We start from the raw sequence: 17,917 nt of genomic DNA, 5'->3' as shown, positions 1-17,917 counted from the left end.
CCAACAAAACGAATTACATATTATTTAACATAAATTGTGCTTGTGTATTATGCTGTTTAGCGGCTAATTCAAACCATTCTACTGCTTTATCATGACTTTGCCCTACACCATTACCCGTGTAATACAGTTGTCCAATTTGATATTGCGCCTCACTATGTCCTTGTTCAGCCGCTTTTTTAAACCAAGAATAGGCTGATTGTGGATTATTTGTGTGTAAATAGCTTGCGCCTAAATAAAACTGCGCGCTAACACCACCAGCCGTTGCCTCTTGTTGACAGACACTAATAGCCGTCGCAAATTGACGCGCTATATACAAGGCTTCACAGGTTTTTTTATCGGTTGTTGCTATTGTTTCCGATGTTGCGGTATTGGCAGGAACAGAAACCGTTGTAGCTGCTTTTTCAGTCAATGGGACAGGAGCGGAAACAGCCGTTGTTGCTAATGTTGTCTCTGGTGCATTGGCAGGAACAGAAACCGTTGTAGCTGCTTTTTCAGTCAACGGGACAGGAGCGGAAACAGCCGTTGCTGCTAATGTTGTCTCTGGTGTATTGGAAGGAACAGAAACCGTTGTAGCTGCTTTTTCAGTCAACGGGACAGGAGCAGAAATAGCCGTTGTTTCTAACGTCGTCTCTGGTGTATTGGCAGGAACAGAAACCGTTGTAGCTGCTTTTTCAGTCAACGGGACAGGAGCGGAAACAGCCGTTGTTTCTAATGTTGTCTCTGGTATTGCGGTATTCTTAGGCACTGTCGCGGAGAATTTTTCTACAAGAGCAGGGCAGGAGTATTGATAGCTGTTGGTTATTTTTTGTATATTTTCTGCGGTAGGTGGTAACTTAATAATATTATTTGCGACATGTTGACAGCGTTGTTCCCGTTCAATTTTTATTTTAGTAACGGCTTGTTTTCTCAGCTCATCATGTTCATAACGAACAATGTAATCGGTTAGTGGATCAAGGGCTGTCTGCTGAAACACTTGTTGATATTCTTCAAAAAGCATCGCTTGTTGTGTGGAGGGTGTCGGTGCTTCCGTTTCTAAAAGAATTGTTTCTGTTGGCATTCCCTTCGATTCGATCACATTATCACTACAACAAGCCCCCAAGAAACTTAGGCATAGTAGGGTTATCTGATGTTTCATCATTACATCCTTTTTTTATGAAGGCTTAAGACAGATAACACGCTGATTAATTAGCTAATGCACGTGCGCGGTTACGGGCTTCTTTTGTACAATCCACATCACGCAACCCCTCGCAAGCTAAGGCGATAACAATCCAATTACGTACCCGTAACAGTTTGTTTTCAACAGCTAAGGCGTTAGATTTTGCCGCTAAACTTGCCGCACGTGACCAATCTTCTTGTTGCAGGCGAACACCTGCTAAGTTGTGCCATAAAATAGGATTACGGGGGTCAATACGTAATGCACGTTCTAGTAATGCAGCGGCTTGTTCGCTTTGTCCTTCTTCAAAAGATTTTTTCGCTTCCATCAGTAGTTCAACAATCGCTTTTGTAGGGTCTGCTACGCTCAGCAATGCCCCCTGAGCAAAATTTTGTGATGCGACACAAAGCGTTAATACAAGCGTTAAACTAGATATTCGCAAACATTTCATAAAAAACAACCCCTATGATTCAACCAGTCTTTTGTGTTCTTAATTATTGATGAATAATTGTATAACAGCAATCTTTAGGTTGTATTTTTACATGGGGAGCTGTGAATAAATTTATCACTGTGGTGATGTTTTGGTAGTGCTAGATAAAGTAGGAAGGGGTAAGTGATAATGTCATCAGCATTTTTGCCTGTCTGAATTAGGATTCAAACAGGCTTTTGACGTTTTAAGGTGAACGGGTATTAGCAGATAAATCTTCTGTTTCTGTCGCACTACCTGTTTTTATTGTGCCGCCCGTGAGGGGAAGTTGCGGGAGGTTTGTATTATTAATCGTGGTATTATTAGCCATCGTGTTTGTTTCAGTATGATTGGTAATGAAAGGCACTAACAATGCGCCAGATGCACCGCGATTGCTCCAATTCCCTGCTGAATCTACCCATCGCCATTCGACATGATTGGGTGTTATCGGTGCGAGTGAGCGTGTGTTGGCAGATTGAATAAATTCACTCCAAATTCGCATCGCACCTGAAGAACCACTCAGTCCCATCGGTTTGTTATCATCACGTCCTATCCATGTTACTGTCATCAATTCGCTATCAAAACCCACAAACCAACTATCGCGTAATTCGTTTGTTGTCCCTGTTTTTCCTGCAACAATTAATTCTTTAGGGAGCGTTTTTGCGACTTGTCGCCCTGTTCCTTCGCGGACGGCATTTTGTAGCGCGTAGTTAAGTAAGAACACAGGAGCGGAATCAAAACGTTGTTCGACCGAAAGTGCATAGCGTTGTAAGGGTTTTGCATCGTGGGTTAAGACATTGCGAATTGAACGCAGTGGCACGCGAAAACCGCTACTCGCAAGGGTTTGGTACATTTGAGCAACTTCTAATGGCGTTAAGGCGACACTGCCCAGCAACATCGACGGATAAACGGTAAAATCTCGTTCTACCCCCATGCGTCGCAAGGTGTTGCGGATTTTTTCCAGTCCTAACTCCATCCCTAAATGCACGGTTGCTAAATTCAGCGAATTTGCCAATGCAAAATGTAATGGCACACGCCCACGCACGCGAAAATCATAGTTTTTAGGTGTCCACACTTGTCCTGTTTTACGGTCACGCCATTCATACGGTGTGTCGTTTAACATGCTTGTGAGTGAATAAGCACGGGTATCTTCTAAGGCAGTTAAATAAACCGCAACTTTTACTAAAGAACCTATTTGTCGACGCGCATCTAAAGGACGGTTAAACCCTGCAAAATCTGTTTTTTTACCATTGACAAGGGCTAATATCTCACCGCCTTCGCTACTGGTTACTACCATCGCCCCTTCTAACTCACCAAAACGGCGGTTAGTTTTTGCCAGTTTTTTAATCCCATCAACCATTGCTTTTTCAGCAAGATTTTGAATAAATGGGTCTAATGTTGTAAAAACTTGTAAGCCTTCATTGCGTAAATCTTCTTCTCGATAATCTTCACGCAGTTGACGACGAACTAGCTCTAAAAAAGCAGGGTAAGGAAAAACAGTGCCTTGCGCTTCATCCGTAATTTCTAAGGGTGAGCCTTTTGCTTGTTGTGCATCCGCTTGGGTAATCACACCGCGTTCTGCCATTAAGTCTAAAACCAGATTGCGTCTAACAACGGCTCTGTCGGGATGTTTACGCGGATTATAAAGTGATGCAGCCCTTACTAAACTGACTAATAAGGCAATTTCAGGTAATTTGAGCTGTTCTACAGGTTTATTAAAATAAAAAGACGAGGCAACCCCCATTCCGTGAATGGAACGATTACCATCTTGTCCTAAATAAACTTCATTAACATAGGCTTCTAAAATTTGTGCTTTGCTGTAATGCCATTCTAATAACAATGCCATAACCGCTTCATTCATTTTGCGGTCAAAAGTACGTTCAGCATTTAAGTACAAGTTTTTGACTAACTGCTGAGTAATGGTGCTTCCCCCTTGCACCCAGTCGCCCGCCTTTGCGTTTGCAACCATTGCCCGCATAATCCCGCGTATGCTCAAGCCGTTATGTTCAAAAAAGGTTCGGTCTTCAACGGCAACCAATCCTTTGACCAGTAGCGGCGGTAATTCATCATATTTCACAAGAACACGGTCTTCATTCTGTGTTGGATAAATCTTGCCGATCATTTTCGGCTCTAAACGTGCTAACGCAATGCTTTTCTTGGTACTCTCATCACGAATCCACTCTACTTTATTGTCTTTAAGAAAACGAATTCGCATTTTTTGTGCAGGTTCATTTGCATCCCAAAATTGGAAAGCCCGCGTCATAATGCTAATATCCGTCCCTACTCGATAAAACTGCCCTGACTCGTTCATATCCGTCGATTCTTTATAACCAATCGCCTTGAGTTCATCGACCAAACTATCAGGATTAAGTGTCATCCCTGCATAAATTTCAACAGGGCTTGCATATACTCTGGCGGGCAATGCCCAACTATGTCCGTCAAACTCTTCTCGCACTTTAACATCCAACCAACTGATATAAAACGCGGTTGGAATAAATACAAGAATCAGCACTAACCAACGCCAGCGAAAGCGAAAATTCCGATTTTGGGGGATGAAAGTGGTAGGACGACGACGATAAGTAGTTTTTTTCTTTCGTATGCGTGTCATTTAGTTATCCACTTTAAAAACAAAAATTTATAATCACAATGTTAAATTTAGTTTAAGTAAGTCATTCTTGACTGTTGATAATATTAGGCTTCCCTAAGCATACACTATAAGCAGTCAAAATGTTAAGCGTTCCTGTTGATTTTTTTATTCAAAAAATAACTTTTATTTCAATGAGATAAAATAGGCTTCTTAAAGTGATTTATTAAGTTTAATATTGCAACGCAATATAAGCCTTTCATGAATAAAGTAGAATTAATAAAAATAATGCCACTAAATTAATAATACTGAGTGACGTAAAGCAATATCGATAATGCAAGAGCATGTCTAGTGTGTATTGCATTAGCTGATTAATTCGTTATTTTGCAGATTATATGCCGTCCTTTTCCATTAGCCCTTTATACGAAATAAAACAATGTCTTGGTTACAATTATTAATTAATACTCCCGCAGAACAAGTTGACGCTATTTCTGACAGTTTGACCGAACTTGGCGCGTTATCTGTCACATGGCAAGATGCCGCAGATGAGCCTGTTTATGAACCGCCGTTAAATACAACGCCTATTTGGCAAACAACCCGTATTGTTGCGTTATTTGAAGAAGACACAGACCCAGAAAGTCTTTTATTACAACTTCATGCAATTTTACCCACTGATATTTCTTTATCTTATGAATTGCAACGTTTAGCCGACCAAGAATGGACACGGGTATGGATGAGTGATTTTCATCCTATGTGTTTTGGACAACGTTTATGGATTTGTCCTAGTTGGACACCGCCCCCAAACCCTGATGCCATTAATATTTTGCTTGACCCCGGTTTAGCGTTTGGCACAGGAACGCACGCAACAACCGCCTTGTGTTTAGAATGGTTAGACCAACAAGGTGATTTAACAGGGAAAACCGTGATTGATTATGGGTGTGGTTCGGGCATTCTCGCTATTGCTGCCGCTAAATTGGGCGCGTGCGAAAATTGGGCGGTTGATATAGACCCTCAAGCCTTGCTCGCAACCCGTGATAATGCAGCGCAAAATGGGGTTGCCGCTACGATTCATACTTGCTTACCCGAGGCGTTTAGCCCACTACAAGCAGATATTTTACTTGCCAATATTTTGGCGAACCCTTTGGTGAGTTTAGCAAGCACTTTTGCGAAATTCGTTAAATCAGGTGCGCCCATTGTGTTGTCAGGTATTTTGCAAGAACAAGCCGAGATGGTAAAAACCGCTTATGCTGTTTATTTTGACCAATTGAGCATTACTGAAAAAGCAGGTTGGGTTCGAATCGTTGGTTATAAACGCTAAAGACTACTTGCAAAGGAAATGCGGATAGCACACTTTAAATGCTGTTATCCGTCTTTTTACGCATAATTAAAACCCGTCAGAATCAGAATTCTTAGCATGTAAAGACAAGCATATTGTAAACCGTTGTAAAAAGTCTAACAGACTATCATGGCGAATTTATTCGTTATGATACGATTTATTCAATGGGTTATCTGCTTTACACTAGCACTTATTTATCCACTGTTTGAGAGCATTTCTATGTACACGCAATGTCCGCATTGTCAAACAATTTTCCGCCTCAACACTGCACATTTAAACGTTGCTCAAGGATACGTAAAATGTGTTAATTGCCAACATACCTTTGATGCCTCGAAAAACTTAATGAAAGAAATTCCAAAAGACTTAAAAAATAAAGCAATAACAGTAGTACCAGAGGCTTTAACAGAAGATGACATCAGTGAAGAAGAATTAGCTGAAATCGTGCAAGAAACCAAAAAAAGCCAGTTAGGTTCGGTTTTAAAATGGTCATTTGTTAGCTTATTACTGATGGGGCTGTTGGCGTTACAATATGTATGGTTTATGTACCCTGATATTATTTTGCAAAACGCGCAGTTACGTCCTTTGCTGTCACAAGCTTGTGAAATAGCAGGCTGTGAATTACCTGTTACTCGCAATGTTGACCTGATTCACATGCAAGAACGGGTTGTACAGATTCATCCTGATTCGCCTGATATGTTGCAAGTCAACGCAACATTTGTGAATGATGCAACATTTCCTCAGCCTTACCCCATATTAGAATTGACCTTTGAAGACCGACATGGACAGCCCATTGCACAACGGCGATTTACTCCAACAGAGTATTTAGGCGTTGATATAAAAGAAAAAATGCAAGCTGGTGCAATTGTTCATGTGCGCTTTGATTTGATAGATATGTCGTATGTGATTGAAGGGAATAGTGTGATGGAAGGTTATCACTTTGAATTTTTATAAATAAAGCGGAAATACCCAGCGTTTGGATTGACAGAATGAGCAGACACAAAAAAGCATTTATCATTCTGTAAATCTTAAAAACGCTGGTATAAACCATATTGATACGACAACAGTATAAATAAGTAATGATTCTAACGGTTAATATATTCTAACAATTCCACTATATCGACATGGGCAGTTAAACGAAGTAGCTTATTCGCACTGCGGGAGAGTCCTGTCATATCACTATTGATAATAATTTGTTTAATCTCTAATAAAGATTCTGGATTAACGCTAAACGACCGCAACCCCAAGCCCAATAATAGGCGAACATAACGGCTATCACTCGCCATTTCACCACACATACTAATAGACCTTTCGCTTTTGTGGGCAGCATCAATACTCATTTTAATAAGACGCAACACCGCAGGATGTAACGGGTCATAGAGATAATTGACGCTATCATCAACGCGGTCTATTGCCAACGTATATTGGATTAAATCATTTGTACCAATTGAAAAAAAATCAGAATACGGCGCGTACAAATCAATACAAGCCGCCACCGCAGGCACCTCAACCATTGCGCCAATTTGCATCGCCTGATCAAACCTAACGGCTTTGTGAGCCAACTCATTCTGTACTTCATTAACTAAACCACGAACTTGCAATAATTCTTGTATGCCAGAAATCATAGGGATCATCATGCGCACTTGTCCAAAAGCAGAAGCGCGAATAATCGCCCGCAATTGGGTTTTAAACATTTTTAAATCTTTTAAACATAAACGAATCGCCCGCAAACCTAAGGCGGGATTCGTTGCAGTAGAAATTTCTTGATAACGAACTTGTTTGTCTGCCCCTAAATCCAACGTGCGAATGGTCACGGGCGCGCTTTTTGCCGCCTGCAATACCCGTAAATAAGCATCAAAATGCTCTTCCTCTGTTGGCGGAGTGGGGCGATTCATATATAAAAACTCTGTACGGTACAAGCCCACACCCTCGCCACCAACCCGCCGCACGGCTGTCATATCTTCAGGAAATTCTATATTCGCTTGTAATAAAATCGGCGTACCATCTTTTGTCATTGTCGGGGCATTTTTTAGTTTACCCAAAGAAGCACGATAGCGTTTTTCATCACGTTGGCGATTACGGTAATAACGCAAAGCACGCTCATCAGGATCAGCAATCAACATTCCATGAATGCCATCAATAATGAGCGTTTCCCCATGTTGGATATAAGCACGGGCGCGACGTAGCCCAACAATGGCAGGAATCCCCAAACTTCGCGCTAAAATAGCCGTGTGTGATGTTGTCCCGCCAGACTCTGTTGCGAATGCAACCACACCGCGATGTTGCATTAATGCCGTATCTGCTGGACTTAAATCATCAGATAAAACAATTGCTTGTGCTAGACTTTCCGTAGATAAGTCTTCGGCTAAATCAGGATAACCCCGCAATACCCGCTGAATCCGATTAATCACCTGCGCTACATCATCTTTACGCGATTTTAAATACGGATCATCCATTTCATCAAAAACCTGAATCAGATAATCATGATGGAGCTTTAACGCCCATTCGGCATTACATTGCCGTTCACGAATCAACCGAATGGGTGATTCGATAAATACGGCATCTTCTAACATTAACAAATGCGTATCAATAAAAGCGGCGACATCTGTAGCGGTATGTTTAGAAACATATTGCCGAATTTTCTGCAACTGTTCGCGGGCAACATCCACCGCGCCTTCAAAACGTGAAACCTCCTCCTCCAGACTTTGCACGGACAAGGTATATTCACCAACCTCAATATGATCACGATTGATAATATGTACTTTGCCAATTGCAATGCCCTTAGAAACACCAATGCCATGTAGCGTTAAGCTCACTCCGACTCTCCAAAGCGACTTTCAATTAAATCAGCTAACTCTGCCATAGCGATTTCCTCATCAATGCCTGAAACCGTTATATCTACCTGTGTTCCCTTCGCAGCAGCTAACATCATGACACCCATGATACTTTTACCATTCACTTCACGTTGTTGACGCTTAATCTTTATGTCACTGTCAAAAGCAGATGCGAGTTTAACCAATTTCGCCGCTGCCCGTGCATGAAGTCCTAATTTATTCACAATTGTGAAAGTTTGTTTTAACACGGTTATTTGTTTCTCACTCCTTGTCTTAATTTAATAATAGCCAACTTTACGCAATACAGATTGCGCGTTTTGTCACGAAAACAAGCATTGCATTTTGACATTTTGTATAACTATTGAGCAACCAACGTATTTATCTAACTTCCCTAACTTAGCAAAAAAACCGTAAATCTATCGTTTCAATCCTTAAGTGCGAATGGTTTTCTATAAACCACGATATAATGCGGCATCACCCCTTAAAAACAGGGAAGGTATTTTTTATTATCGTTGCTATGGAGAATTATTAATGTCAATTATCATGGGCGCGTTTCGCCTTGTAGGACAAGTTGTTATTGCTTTATTGAGCCTCATTATTTTGTTCGTACTTGCCGTTTTATTTTTTGTCAGCTTGGGTGCGGGGCTTGGAACAGGACTAAAAAATAGCGAATTTTCTGATTTAGAAAGTGCAACACCGCAATATACTTATATTTCAGGTAGTCAACAAAGTAAACAATATTTATTAAAGTTATCTGTCAACGGTGTAATTTTAGGCAGTCCAACAACAAATTTGGATTCGTTCTCTTTTCTCAGTTCAGGCGTTACCTACGGTTATCAAATTCAAGAAGCACTGGAAGCCGCCGCAAAAAATCCTAATATAAAAGGGATATTACTGCACTTTCAAACACCCGGTGGGACAATCTACGGTTCTCGCGCTATTTTTGAAGGCGTTAAAACCTACCAAAAAGCCACTAATAACCCCGTATTAGCCTATATTGAAGGTTTTTCTGCCTCTGGTGGCGTAATGGCAATGGTTGGCGCGAATGAAATTTATGCCGATTATGGCAGTATGATAGGCAGTATTGGTGTATTAGGCGTTTCCTTAACGTACTTTAATAAACCTGTCGCGACCGATGGGGGATTGATGGGTGGGGGAATGGTGACACAGGGTGGAATTGAACAATATCAAATATTTGCTGGACGTGGTAAAGATTTAGGTAATCCTTTTCGTCGTCCAACAGAAGAAGAACTCAAAAACCTACAAGCTGGTGTAGAAACGGAATACAACAACTTTGTCCACCATGTGGCGGAAAATCGCAAAATTGATGAAACTGTCATTCGTGACAAAATGGGCGCGCAAATTTTTAGTAATGATTTAGCAAAGCAATACGGCTTAATCGATGGGACACTCAGTCGGCAACAAGCAATTGAAAAATTAGCTGAATTAGCGCATGTTCAAGACGATTATCAACTGGTTTACCCACAATCATCTACAGATAGTTGGTTAGGACAATTATTAGCGTGGTCAACAGGTCATGCACCGCAAGTAACAACCAGCAATCCACAACAACAACTTTGTGCCACCATTTTACATGTTCCTTTGGTTTATCACGGTAATATAAACAAAGTATGTCAATAATTAAGTAAAGATGTGCGACGGATACCACGGTTTAGAGCCATGTTATCCGTTTTTACAAACAGTCTGAATCAGCGTTTTCAGGATTGCCAGACAAAATTCTGCACGCCGTATTTTAAAAACCGAGCAAACCGCCATGAATGCTGATAAAACCTTGTTATCCGTAGAAAAACTCTCGCGTTACTATGGCGATTTATGTGCGGTTAAAAATATCAGTTTTACGGCACAACAGGGACAAATTCTAGGGTTTTTAGGGATTAATGGGGCGGGCAAATCGACCACGATGCAACTGCTGACAGGAACGCTTGCCCCCAGTTTTGGAAAGGTTACGATAGGCGGTTATGATTTATTAGAAAACCCGATACAAGCCAAAAGATTAATCGGTTATTTACCTGAAAATCCACCGTTATATCGAGAAATGCGCGTTAGTGAATTTCTCTATTTTTGTGCAAAACTTCGTCGTGTACCACAAGCACAAATCGCACAAGCATTAGAAACTGTCGTCGAACAATGTGGATTGGCTACCGTTTATTATCGCCTAATTGCACAACTATCTAAAGGATATCAACAGCGTGTTGGTATTGCACAAGCCATTTTACATAATCCCGCACTCATTGTTTTAGACGAACCAACGACAGGGCTAGACCCTGTTCAAATTCAAGATATTCGTCAACTGATTAAAAAATTAGGCGAAACGCATTGCGTTATTTTGTCCACACACATTTTGCCTGAAGTGCAGGCCATGTGCAGTCATGTGCAAATCATTCATCAAGGGGAATTAATTCTAACAGAGACTATTGCGGGTTTATTAGCACGAATACAAACCCATTATTTACAAGTAGCATTACGCTTTCCACCGCCACTACAAAAACTAGAAACCTTGAAAGGGGTTATAAATGTAACCCGTTTAGATGAAAATTACTTTAAACTACAATATGATAAATCGTACAACCCAGCCGAATCTTTAGCAATACACGCGGTACAAGAACAATGGGGTTTATATGAATTAATTCCTGAAAAACAAACCTTAGAACAGATTTTTACACATCTTACTGGCGGTCAGGATGGTCAAACCAAACCGCAAATAACCATTTAGTTAAAACAAAACATTAACACCCATACTCACAACCATTCCAAACGCATACACGGTCGCGCCTACCCATATAACAGCCCCGAACGCTAAAATCAGTAATATTTGATAAGCCGTTAAGAGTACAAACAGGCGATACATGGCTATTCTCCTCATCATGTAACAGATACCTTATTTAAAGTTATGCAAACACTATACCGCACTAAAATTTTATAACATTATGCTTTACATATAAAAATCTACAAAACATTTGTCGTGATTAAGACATTATAGTGTATAACCCTGTAAACGATGTAAATCGTGTAAAATTGAAGCCAATTTATCATTTATGATTAGGAAAAAATAATGATGTCCCCAGTAATTCCTGTTCCAGAAGGGGAAGTTGCAAAACGCCCTTTACATTTTTTTTGGTTGACTGATTATTCAGGGTCTATGAGTGGCAAAAAAATTGCCGTTTTAAATCAAGCTATTCGTGAAGCCTTACCTGAAATTCGTAAAGCCTTAATCAATCATCCTCAAGTACAAATTATGATGCGGGCAATTAAATTTTCTGATACGGCAGCGTGGCATGTAGGCCCTACACCTGTATCATTAGAACAATTTTCATGGCCAGAATTAGGCGTTGCAGGGCTAACTGCGACCGCGCAAGCCATTCATTTACTGGCAGATGAATTACAGTTAGAAAAAATGCCACGTCGCGGATTGCCCCCTGTTTGCTTATTGGTTTCTGATGGTTTTTGTACAGATACAGAGGAAGAATATTTACAAGCCATTAGAGCATTAGACAGTCAACCATGGGGTAAAAAAGCAGTGCGCCTTGCCATTGCTATTGGTGATGAAACAGATTATGACGAAGAGCAATTATTAAAGTTTGTCAGCCATCGAGAAATTGGTGTGTTAAAAGCCCATAACCCAGCAGAATTATTAGAATATATTAAATGGGCAAGTATCACCGCCTCAATTGGTGCATCACAAGGTAAAAGTAAAGGCAGCCATACACCAGACGCTGTTGGAAACGTGGTATTAACGCCACCACCACAACCTATTTTAAGTGCCAGTGAAGATGTGTTTTGACTGCCTATGTTAGCGCATCACACACTTGGGTGGACTATCGCCGCTTGTCAACGCGGTGCATCACACATACAGCATAATTTACCCTGTCAAGATGCCTTTGCTATTCGCACAGAAAGCATCAAAGGGAAACCATGTATTGCATTAGCGGTTGCTGATGGGCATGGCGACAAAAAACATGATTTAAGTCAGTATGGCGCACAATTTGCTGTAACACTAGCCGTAGAACAGTTGTTACACTTTTTTCAACATTTTTATATAGAGCAAGGTAGCTTGCCCTTGTTGATTAAAAATTTTCGGCAAGACTTTCCGCGTCGTTTAGTCCGCTTATGGCGAAATACCGTAACAACGGACGTGAAACGGCGTTTTCCTTTATCAGCTAGTCTTGATTTACAAACACAAATAAAACGTTATGGTTCAACTGTTCTGGTTGCGTTAGTTTTGCCCGAATTATTGTTATTAGGACAATTGGGTGATGGCGACATCTTACGACTGGCTACGGATGGCACAACAGCCCGTCCTTTTCAGGAAGATGCACATTTATTGGGAAATGCAACCTTCTCTCTAATCTCTACTGATGCGGATAAATATTGGCAAACACGTGCTATAGAACGGCAAGCGGGCGAATCCTTACTATTAGCGACGGATGGCTTAATTAATGCCTTTGCTGATGAGCAACAATTTCAAGCGTTTGCGCAAAGTTTACTTGCACGGGTTACACAGTTTGGTGTAGAGGCTGTTGAACAAGCCTTGCCACAGTGGTTAGACCACTATTCTGCCCAAGGAAGCGGAGACGATATCACGGTGATTATTTTTAGTGGCAATCGGTAGTCATCTTTTATCAACGGGTATTAATACAGACAGCTATACTTAACAAAAGTATTTATAAATCACAAAAAAGCATAGCTATCGTGTCAGTGCTTGGATTGTCTCATTAAACAATCCTTTTACTATTCCACATTGGAAAAAATTTGTACGCCTGCTATTCTGCATTTCCCTTTGTCTCATAGGGAAGATTTATTAAAATGTCTTGGACCATTCGAAAAGTCTAATACACACTAATAAAAAAATTAATATTGCAGAATTGCAGTTAGCGCAAGAGGGAGGTGCGTTCATGGTACCTGACAAGTCAGAACCACTCTGGCGGTTATTGGTAACGGGTCAAAAGAATTATAAATGCCAAGTTGTTCCTGCTAGCATGATGTTAGCACGGGTAATTCGAGCTACACAGCTAGATGACTCAACAGAAAATATTGATAAATGTGTGAGTGAAATTCATTCTTTTTTCACCCGCTATGAACCTATCTTAGAACAAGATATTCTGGCCATTTTTGGAGGGCATATAAAACCGATAAAAAACAATGGTAGTGATGGTCAAGCCAATAAATAACAAAAAAATACCGTCATAACAACGATAAAACAAGGGGGATTCAATGTTAATTACCGTAGAGCAAGCCATACAAGCTATTCAAGCGGGAAAAACACTGTTTTTGGCAGGCGATGAAGATTTACTCCGTCAACTACCACGCGGTAAGTGGATTGGTGGCAGTATCCCTTACTTTATGAGCGAAGCAGGAGGACTATGTACAGCAACCCAGTTGTTTGCGACAGAAGCCCCGCCTATGGTACAAGCAATAGATATACGCGAGTACGATAAGAATACGCTAGAAAATATTCCGCACGATGCGCCAGAAAATGGCTTTACCTTATTAATTATTCCAAGCTTTAGCTCGGCACATATCGCCTATGCCCACAACGCCCCAAATTATCCCAGTCTGTTTCTTAAACCCATTATCGGCTGGATTGCAGGCGTACATTTAGAGCGATTTGGCGAACTCATGCCAACCGTGTTTAATGGTGAAACAGGGGCAATTTCCAACCAACACGCAATAGCCATGCACCTCAGTTTACCCACCAACTACATGGCATTAATCCATATTCTTAACCTTTTTAAACCCAGTGGTGATGACGTTATCACGTTTGACAATGAAGGGTTTATGGTTAAAGAATGCCTTGTTAATGGCAAAAAATGGCGTTTTGCTGAATACTTACTCCACAAAAAAGCAGATATTCGCTACCCTTTAGTTGCTGATTACTGCGGCGCGCTCGTCAACGTTAGCTTTCAAGGCGTGGATAGAGAAACGGGAATGGTACATTTATACGCACCTGTTTTTAAAAATGTTCCCTATAAACTCGCACATCCTTTAACCGATTATATTGGCGCGTTCTATAATGCGTTTCCAAAAGATGCACAGCCTGTTTTTGCCTGCAACTGCATTTTAAACTACCTCTATTCCGAACTAGAAGGCAAAATAACCATGCCGATTACAGGTCCTATGACATTCGGCGAAATCGCCTATCAACTACTTAACCAAACACTGGTTTACTTAGAAATCAAACAAGTTTAATCCCCAATAACAGCAGATACGAGCTTATTCGCACAATGCCCGCAATACATCATTTTTAACCCCAAAGGAACTCACGATGTCACAAATTGAAGACCGCTTACCGTGGAGCAAAGAAGCCTTTACCGAAAAACTCCGCGCGAAAGGCGCGTATTACCACATCCACCACCCCTTCCACATTGCAATGAACAGTGGAAAATGTACTAAAGAACAAGTACAAGGCTGGGTTGCCAACCGTTTTTATTACCAAATCAGCATCCCTGTTAAAGATGCCAATGTCATGGCAAACTGTCCTGACCGTGAAATTCGGCGCGGTTGGGTACAACGCATACTTGACCATGATGGACAAGGCGACAGCGAAGGTGGAATTGAAGCATGGATACGATTAGGCGAAGCCTGCGGCATGAAACGCGATGACATTACCTCGCTCAAATACGTATTACCCGGTGTACGCTTTGCTGTTGATGCCTATGTTAATTTTGCCCGTCGCGCCCCATGGCAAGAAGCCGTTTGCTCTTCCCTAACCGAACTATTCGCCCCAGAAATTCACCAAAAACGCCTAGATAATTGGCCCCAGTATTACAACTGGATAGATAAAGAAGGCTACTTCTATTTTCGCAAGCGTTTAACCGAAGCACGCCGCGACGTAGAACAAGGTCTAAAAGTCACCCTAGACTACTTCACCACCCGCGAACAGCAAGAACGCGCACTAACCATTCTCCAATTTAAACTAGACGTACTATGGACAATGCTCGATGCAATGCACCTTGCCTACGTTGCTGACATGCCCCCCTATTTCAACATCCCAACACAACCATGATTGAGAACCACCACATCATCAACATCGCCCCCTTACACCGCTTTCAATGGGAAGAAGCACAACAATGCTTTGTGATTCTCTACCCCGAAGGCATGGTACAACTTAATCCGACAGCGGGCGAAATCTTACGGCGATGTGACGGACAACGCTGTGTAACAGACATCGTGCGCGATTTACAAAACACCTTCCCCGAAGGTGGCAACGCGATTGCGGCAGATGTTAGCGATTTTTTAGAGGCAGCACAAGAACATGGCTGGATTAGCATCAAATAACTCAAAACCCCTATGGTTACTCGCAGAACTGACTTATGCCTGTCCTTTACAATGTCCGTACTGCTCTAATCCATTGGATTTTGCCAAAACAAAAAATGAATTAAACACCGAAGAATGGTTAAAAGTGTTTCGAGAAGCACGTGCAATGGGTGCAACCCAACTAGGATTTTCTGGCGGTGAACCCCTCGTTCGTCAAGACTTAGAAATTCTGATTCGAGAAGCACGTGCTATGGGCTACTACACCAACCTGATAACCTCAGGCGTTGGCATGAATGCTGAACGGGTAAAAGCCTTTAAAGAAGCAGGGTTAGACCACATTCAAGTCAGTTTTCAAGCAAGTTCTGAAGAACTGAATGACTTTATTGCAGGTACTGATGCGTTTCAACACAAACTTGCTATGGCGCGAGAAGTGAAAAAAAACGGCTACCCAATGGTGCTTTGTTTCGTCTTACACCGACAAAATATTGAACAGATTGAACAAGTCATTCAACTTGCTGTAGAATTACAAGCAGATTACGTAGAGCTTGCGACAACACAATATTACGGTTGGGCGTGGGTTAATCGTGACTACCTATTACCCACACTAGAACAACTGCAAACTGCCGAAGCAATCGCCCACGAGTATCAAGCCAAACTCAAAGGCAAAATGAAACTTTATTACGTAGTCCCTGACTATTACGAAAAACGACCCAAACCCTGTATGAACGGCTGGGGTGCAGTGTTCCTCACTATTACACCCGACGGCTTAGCCTTACCCTGCCATGCAGCGCGACAACTGCCCAATTTAACCTTTCCAAACGTGCGGGAACATAGCGTTGATTGGATTTGGAATGAATCGCCTGCATTCAACCGTTTTCGTGGGGATGATTGGATGCAAGAACCCTGTCGCTCCTGCCCCGAAAAAGGCAAAGATTTTGGCGGATGCCGTTGTCAAGCCTATTTATTTACAGGCGACCCAACCAATACCGACCCAGTGTGCAGCTTATCCCCACAACATGAAAAAATCATGCAAGTCATCGCATCACGCACACAAATAGACAGCCAAACCGCGCCGATAGTATTTCGCAATCCACGCAACTCGCGAGAACTGAGCAAAACAGGCTAGAACAACATTAGTTAAGTTCGCAATGGTCATAAAAAGGACCGTGCTAAATAGAAAAGGATAAACACAATCGTTGTCTAAATTAATCTGAGTTCGGGATAAGAAATAGGGAAAAATTAATAAATTTAATTGGTTTATCTCGTTCCCACGCTGGAGCGTGGGAACGAGAATTTCTTATCCCGAACTCAGGTTAAATTAGGATTTTCAGCGTTAGCCGATATAAACGTGATAGTGTTGATAATACAGCTTATCTGCTAATCCTGAGAATCCCGATTCAGACAGCTTCTCATCAAGTAAATAACTTTAGCACCACCAAAAGAAATAACTAAATTGCACAAACCGTTTACAATATTACGTTGCTACTACACTGTATTACCCATATATTCTAGTAAATAGCATTGGTCGAGAATAAATCCAAATAATCCCACCGTAAAAAAGCATGTCATACTGCACAAGCCATCAATCTTGTTTTTCCACTCAAATAACACGGAGAGATTTTATCCATGTTGCAATACGTTATTATTTCCGTAACCCCTTATTTACAAAACTGTACTTTACTATGGTGTGATAAAACAAAAGAAGGAATGGTTGTGGACCCCGGTGGCGATGTTGCGCGGATTTTATCCGCTGTACAAAAACAAGGGGTTACTCTCAAAGGAATCTTATTAACGCATGGACATTTAGACCATGTTGGCGGTTCTGTCGAATTAGCCAAACAATTAGAAATACCCATTATTGGACCACATAAAGCCGATAAATTTTGGCTAGATGCCCTCTTTGAACAAAGTCGCGCTTTTGGTTTTCCACCGCATGAACCTTTTCTCCCACAACGCTGGCTCATTGCAGGTGATACCATCAATTTTGGCGAAATTACCCTAGAAGTACGCCATTGCCCCGGACACACACCCGGACACATTGTCTTTTTTAATGCCGAAAGCCGTTTAGTGCTTGTCGGTGACGTATTATTTAAAGGCTCTGTCGGACGAACAGATTTTCCGCAAGGAAATCATAAAACATTGATTAGCTCTATTAAATCGCAATTATGGACGTTAGGCGATGCCGTTACTTTTATCCCGGGACATGGAGAAAATTCAACCATCGGTGAAGAACGTCGCACCAATCCCTTTGTTGATGAACATTTACTATAAC

General features: G+C 41.4%; 18 protein-coding genes. 12 read left to right on the top strand and 6 right to left on the bottom strand.

Annotated elements, in window-relative coordinates; genetic code table 11:
* Positions 1–13 precede the first annotated feature (13 nt).
* From AL038_RS07440 to mrcB, 3 genes are all read right to left on the bottom strand, one after another.
* The gene (locus AL038_RS07440; RefSeq protein WP_062151191.1) at positions 14–1,057 is read right to left on the bottom strand and encodes a tetratricopeptide repeat protein; all 1,044 of its coding nucleotides are present in this window, start codon (positions 1,055–1,057) and stop codon (positions 14–16) included.
* A 124-nt stretch (positions 1,058–1,181) separates the two neighbouring features.
* A complete protein-coding gene (locus AL038_RS07435; protein ID WP_062151188.1) occupies positions 1,182–1,604 on the bottom strand; it encodes a tetratricopeptide repeat protein in 423 nt (140 codons plus the stop codon).
* Positions 1,605–1,827: 223 nt separating this feature from the next.
* Positions 1,828–4,227: a penicillin-binding protein 1B gene (gene mrcB / locus AL038_RS07430; RefSeq protein WP_062151185.1), complete on the bottom strand. Its 2,400-nt coding sequence runs from the start codon at positions 4,225–4,227 to the stop codon at positions 1,828–1,830.
* A 412-nt stretch (positions 4,228–4,639) separates the two neighbouring features.
* On the opposite strand from mrcB, the gene prmA reads away from it, so the two are divergent.
* On the top strand, positions 4,640–5,521 hold the full coding sequence (prmA, locus tag AL038_RS07425; protein WP_062151182.1) for a 50S ribosomal protein L11 methyltransferase: 882 nt from the start codon (positions 4,640–4,642) through the stop codon (positions 5,519–5,521).
* A gap of 147 nt (positions 5,522–5,668) precedes the next feature.
* The gene (locus AL038_RS07420) at positions 5,669–6,490 is read left to right on the top strand and encodes a zinc-ribbon and DUF3426 domain-containing protein (protein WP_062151179.1); all 822 of its coding nucleotides are present in this window, start codon (positions 5,669–5,671) and stop codon (positions 6,488–6,490) included.
* A gap of 131 nt (positions 6,491–6,621) precedes the next feature.
* On the opposite strand, the gene ptsP is transcribed toward AL038_RS07420, so the two are convergent.
* Together ptsP and AL038_RS07410 are read right to left on the bottom strand one after the other, a co-directional pair.
* Complete coding sequence (gene ptsP / locus AL038_RS07415) at positions 6,622–8,352, bottom strand: phosphoenolpyruvate--protein phosphotransferase (RefSeq protein WP_062151176.1); 1,731 nt, start codon at positions 8,350–8,352, stop codon at positions 6,622–6,624.
* Positions 8,349–8,618, bottom strand: a complete 270-nt coding sequence (locus tag AL038_RS07410) for an HPr family phosphocarrier protein (RefSeq protein WP_062151173.1) — start codon at positions 8,616–8,618, stop codon at positions 8,349–8,351. The genes ptsP and AL038_RS07410 overlap by 4 nt, the downstream gene beginning before the upstream one ends.
* A gap of 283 nt (positions 8,619–8,901) precedes the next feature.
* Here AL038_RS07410 and AL038_RS07405 point away from each other — a divergent pair, with 283 nt between their 5' ends.
* The gene (locus AL038_RS07405) at positions 8,902–10,011 is read left to right on the top strand and encodes a S49 family peptidase (protein ID WP_062151170.1); all 1,110 of its coding nucleotides are present in this window, start codon (positions 8,902–8,904) and stop codon (positions 10,009–10,011) included.
* A 133-nt stretch (positions 10,012–10,144) separates the two neighbouring features.
* Positions 10,145–11,104: an ABC transporter ATP-binding protein gene (locus tag AL038_RS07400; RefSeq protein ID WP_062151167.1), complete on the top strand. Its 960-nt coding sequence runs from the start codon at positions 10,145–10,147 to the stop codon at positions 11,102–11,104.
* On the opposite strand, the gene AL038_RS18770 is transcribed toward AL038_RS07400, so the two are convergent.
* On the bottom strand, positions 11,105–11,239 hold the full coding sequence (locus tag AL038_RS18770; RefSeq protein WP_272898043.1) for a hypothetical protein: 135 nt from the start codon (positions 11,237–11,239) through the stop codon (positions 11,105–11,107).
* 204 nt (positions 11,240–11,443) lie between these two features.
* Here AL038_RS18770 and AL038_RS07395 point away from each other — a divergent pair, with 204 nt between their 5' ends.
* The 8 genes from AL038_RS07395 (at position 11,444) to AL038_RS07360 (ending at position 17,916) form a co-directional block, all read left to right on the top strand.
* The gene (locus AL038_RS07395) at positions 11,444–12,172 is read left to right on the top strand and encodes a vWA domain-containing protein (RefSeq protein WP_236839493.1); all 729 of its coding nucleotides are present in this window, start codon (positions 11,444–11,446) and stop codon (positions 12,170–12,172) included.
* 6 nt (positions 12,173–12,178) lie between these two features.
* Positions 12,179–13,000, top strand: a complete 822-nt coding sequence (locus AL038_RS07390) for a protein phosphatase 2C domain-containing protein (protein ID WP_062151164.1) — start codon at positions 12,179–12,181, stop codon at positions 12,998–13,000.
* Between the two features lie 283 nt (positions 13,001–13,283).
* The gene (locus AL038_RS07385; RefSeq protein WP_066246108.1) at positions 13,284–13,559 is read left to right on the top strand and encodes a hypothetical protein; all 276 of its coding nucleotides are present in this window, start codon (positions 13,284–13,286) and stop codon (positions 13,557–13,559) included.
* Between the two features lie 43 nt (positions 13,560–13,602).
* Complete coding sequence (locus tag AL038_RS07380) at positions 13,603–14,577, top strand: DUF6976 family protein (protein WP_062151158.1); 975 nt, start codon at positions 13,603–13,605, stop codon at positions 14,575–14,577.
* A gap of 76 nt (positions 14,578–14,653) precedes the next feature.
* A complete protein-coding gene (gene pqqC, locus AL038_RS07375; protein ID WP_062151155.1) occupies positions 14,654–15,394 on the top strand; it encodes a pyrroloquinoline-quinone synthase PqqC in 741 nt (246 codons plus the stop codon).
* Complete coding sequence (gene pqqD / locus AL038_RS07370; RefSeq protein ID WP_062151152.1) at positions 15,391–15,666, top strand: pyrroloquinoline quinone biosynthesis peptide chaperone PqqD; 276 nt, start codon at positions 15,391–15,393, stop codon at positions 15,664–15,666. Before pqqC ends, pqqD begins: the two co-directional genes overlap by 4 nt.
* Entirely contained in the window at positions 15,644–16,771 is a 1,128-nt protein-coding gene (gene pqqE, locus AL038_RS07365; protein WP_062151148.1) for a pyrroloquinoline quinone biosynthesis protein PqqE, read from the top strand. Before pqqD ends, pqqE begins: the two co-directional genes overlap by 23 nt.
* A gap of 500 nt (positions 16,772–17,271) precedes the next feature.
* Entirely contained in the window at positions 17,272–17,916 is a 645-nt protein-coding gene (locus tag AL038_RS07360) for an MBL fold metallo-hydrolase (protein WP_062151145.1), read from the top strand.
* Position 17,917 lies beyond the last annotated feature (1 nt).

The organism is Beggiatoa leptomitoformis (assembly GCF_001305575.3).
GTDB lineage: Bacteria > Pseudomonadota > Gammaproteobacteria > Beggiatoales > Beggiatoaceae > Beggiatoa > Beggiatoa leptomitoformis.
This window is presented reverse-complemented; position numbering and strand designations above follow the sequence as displayed.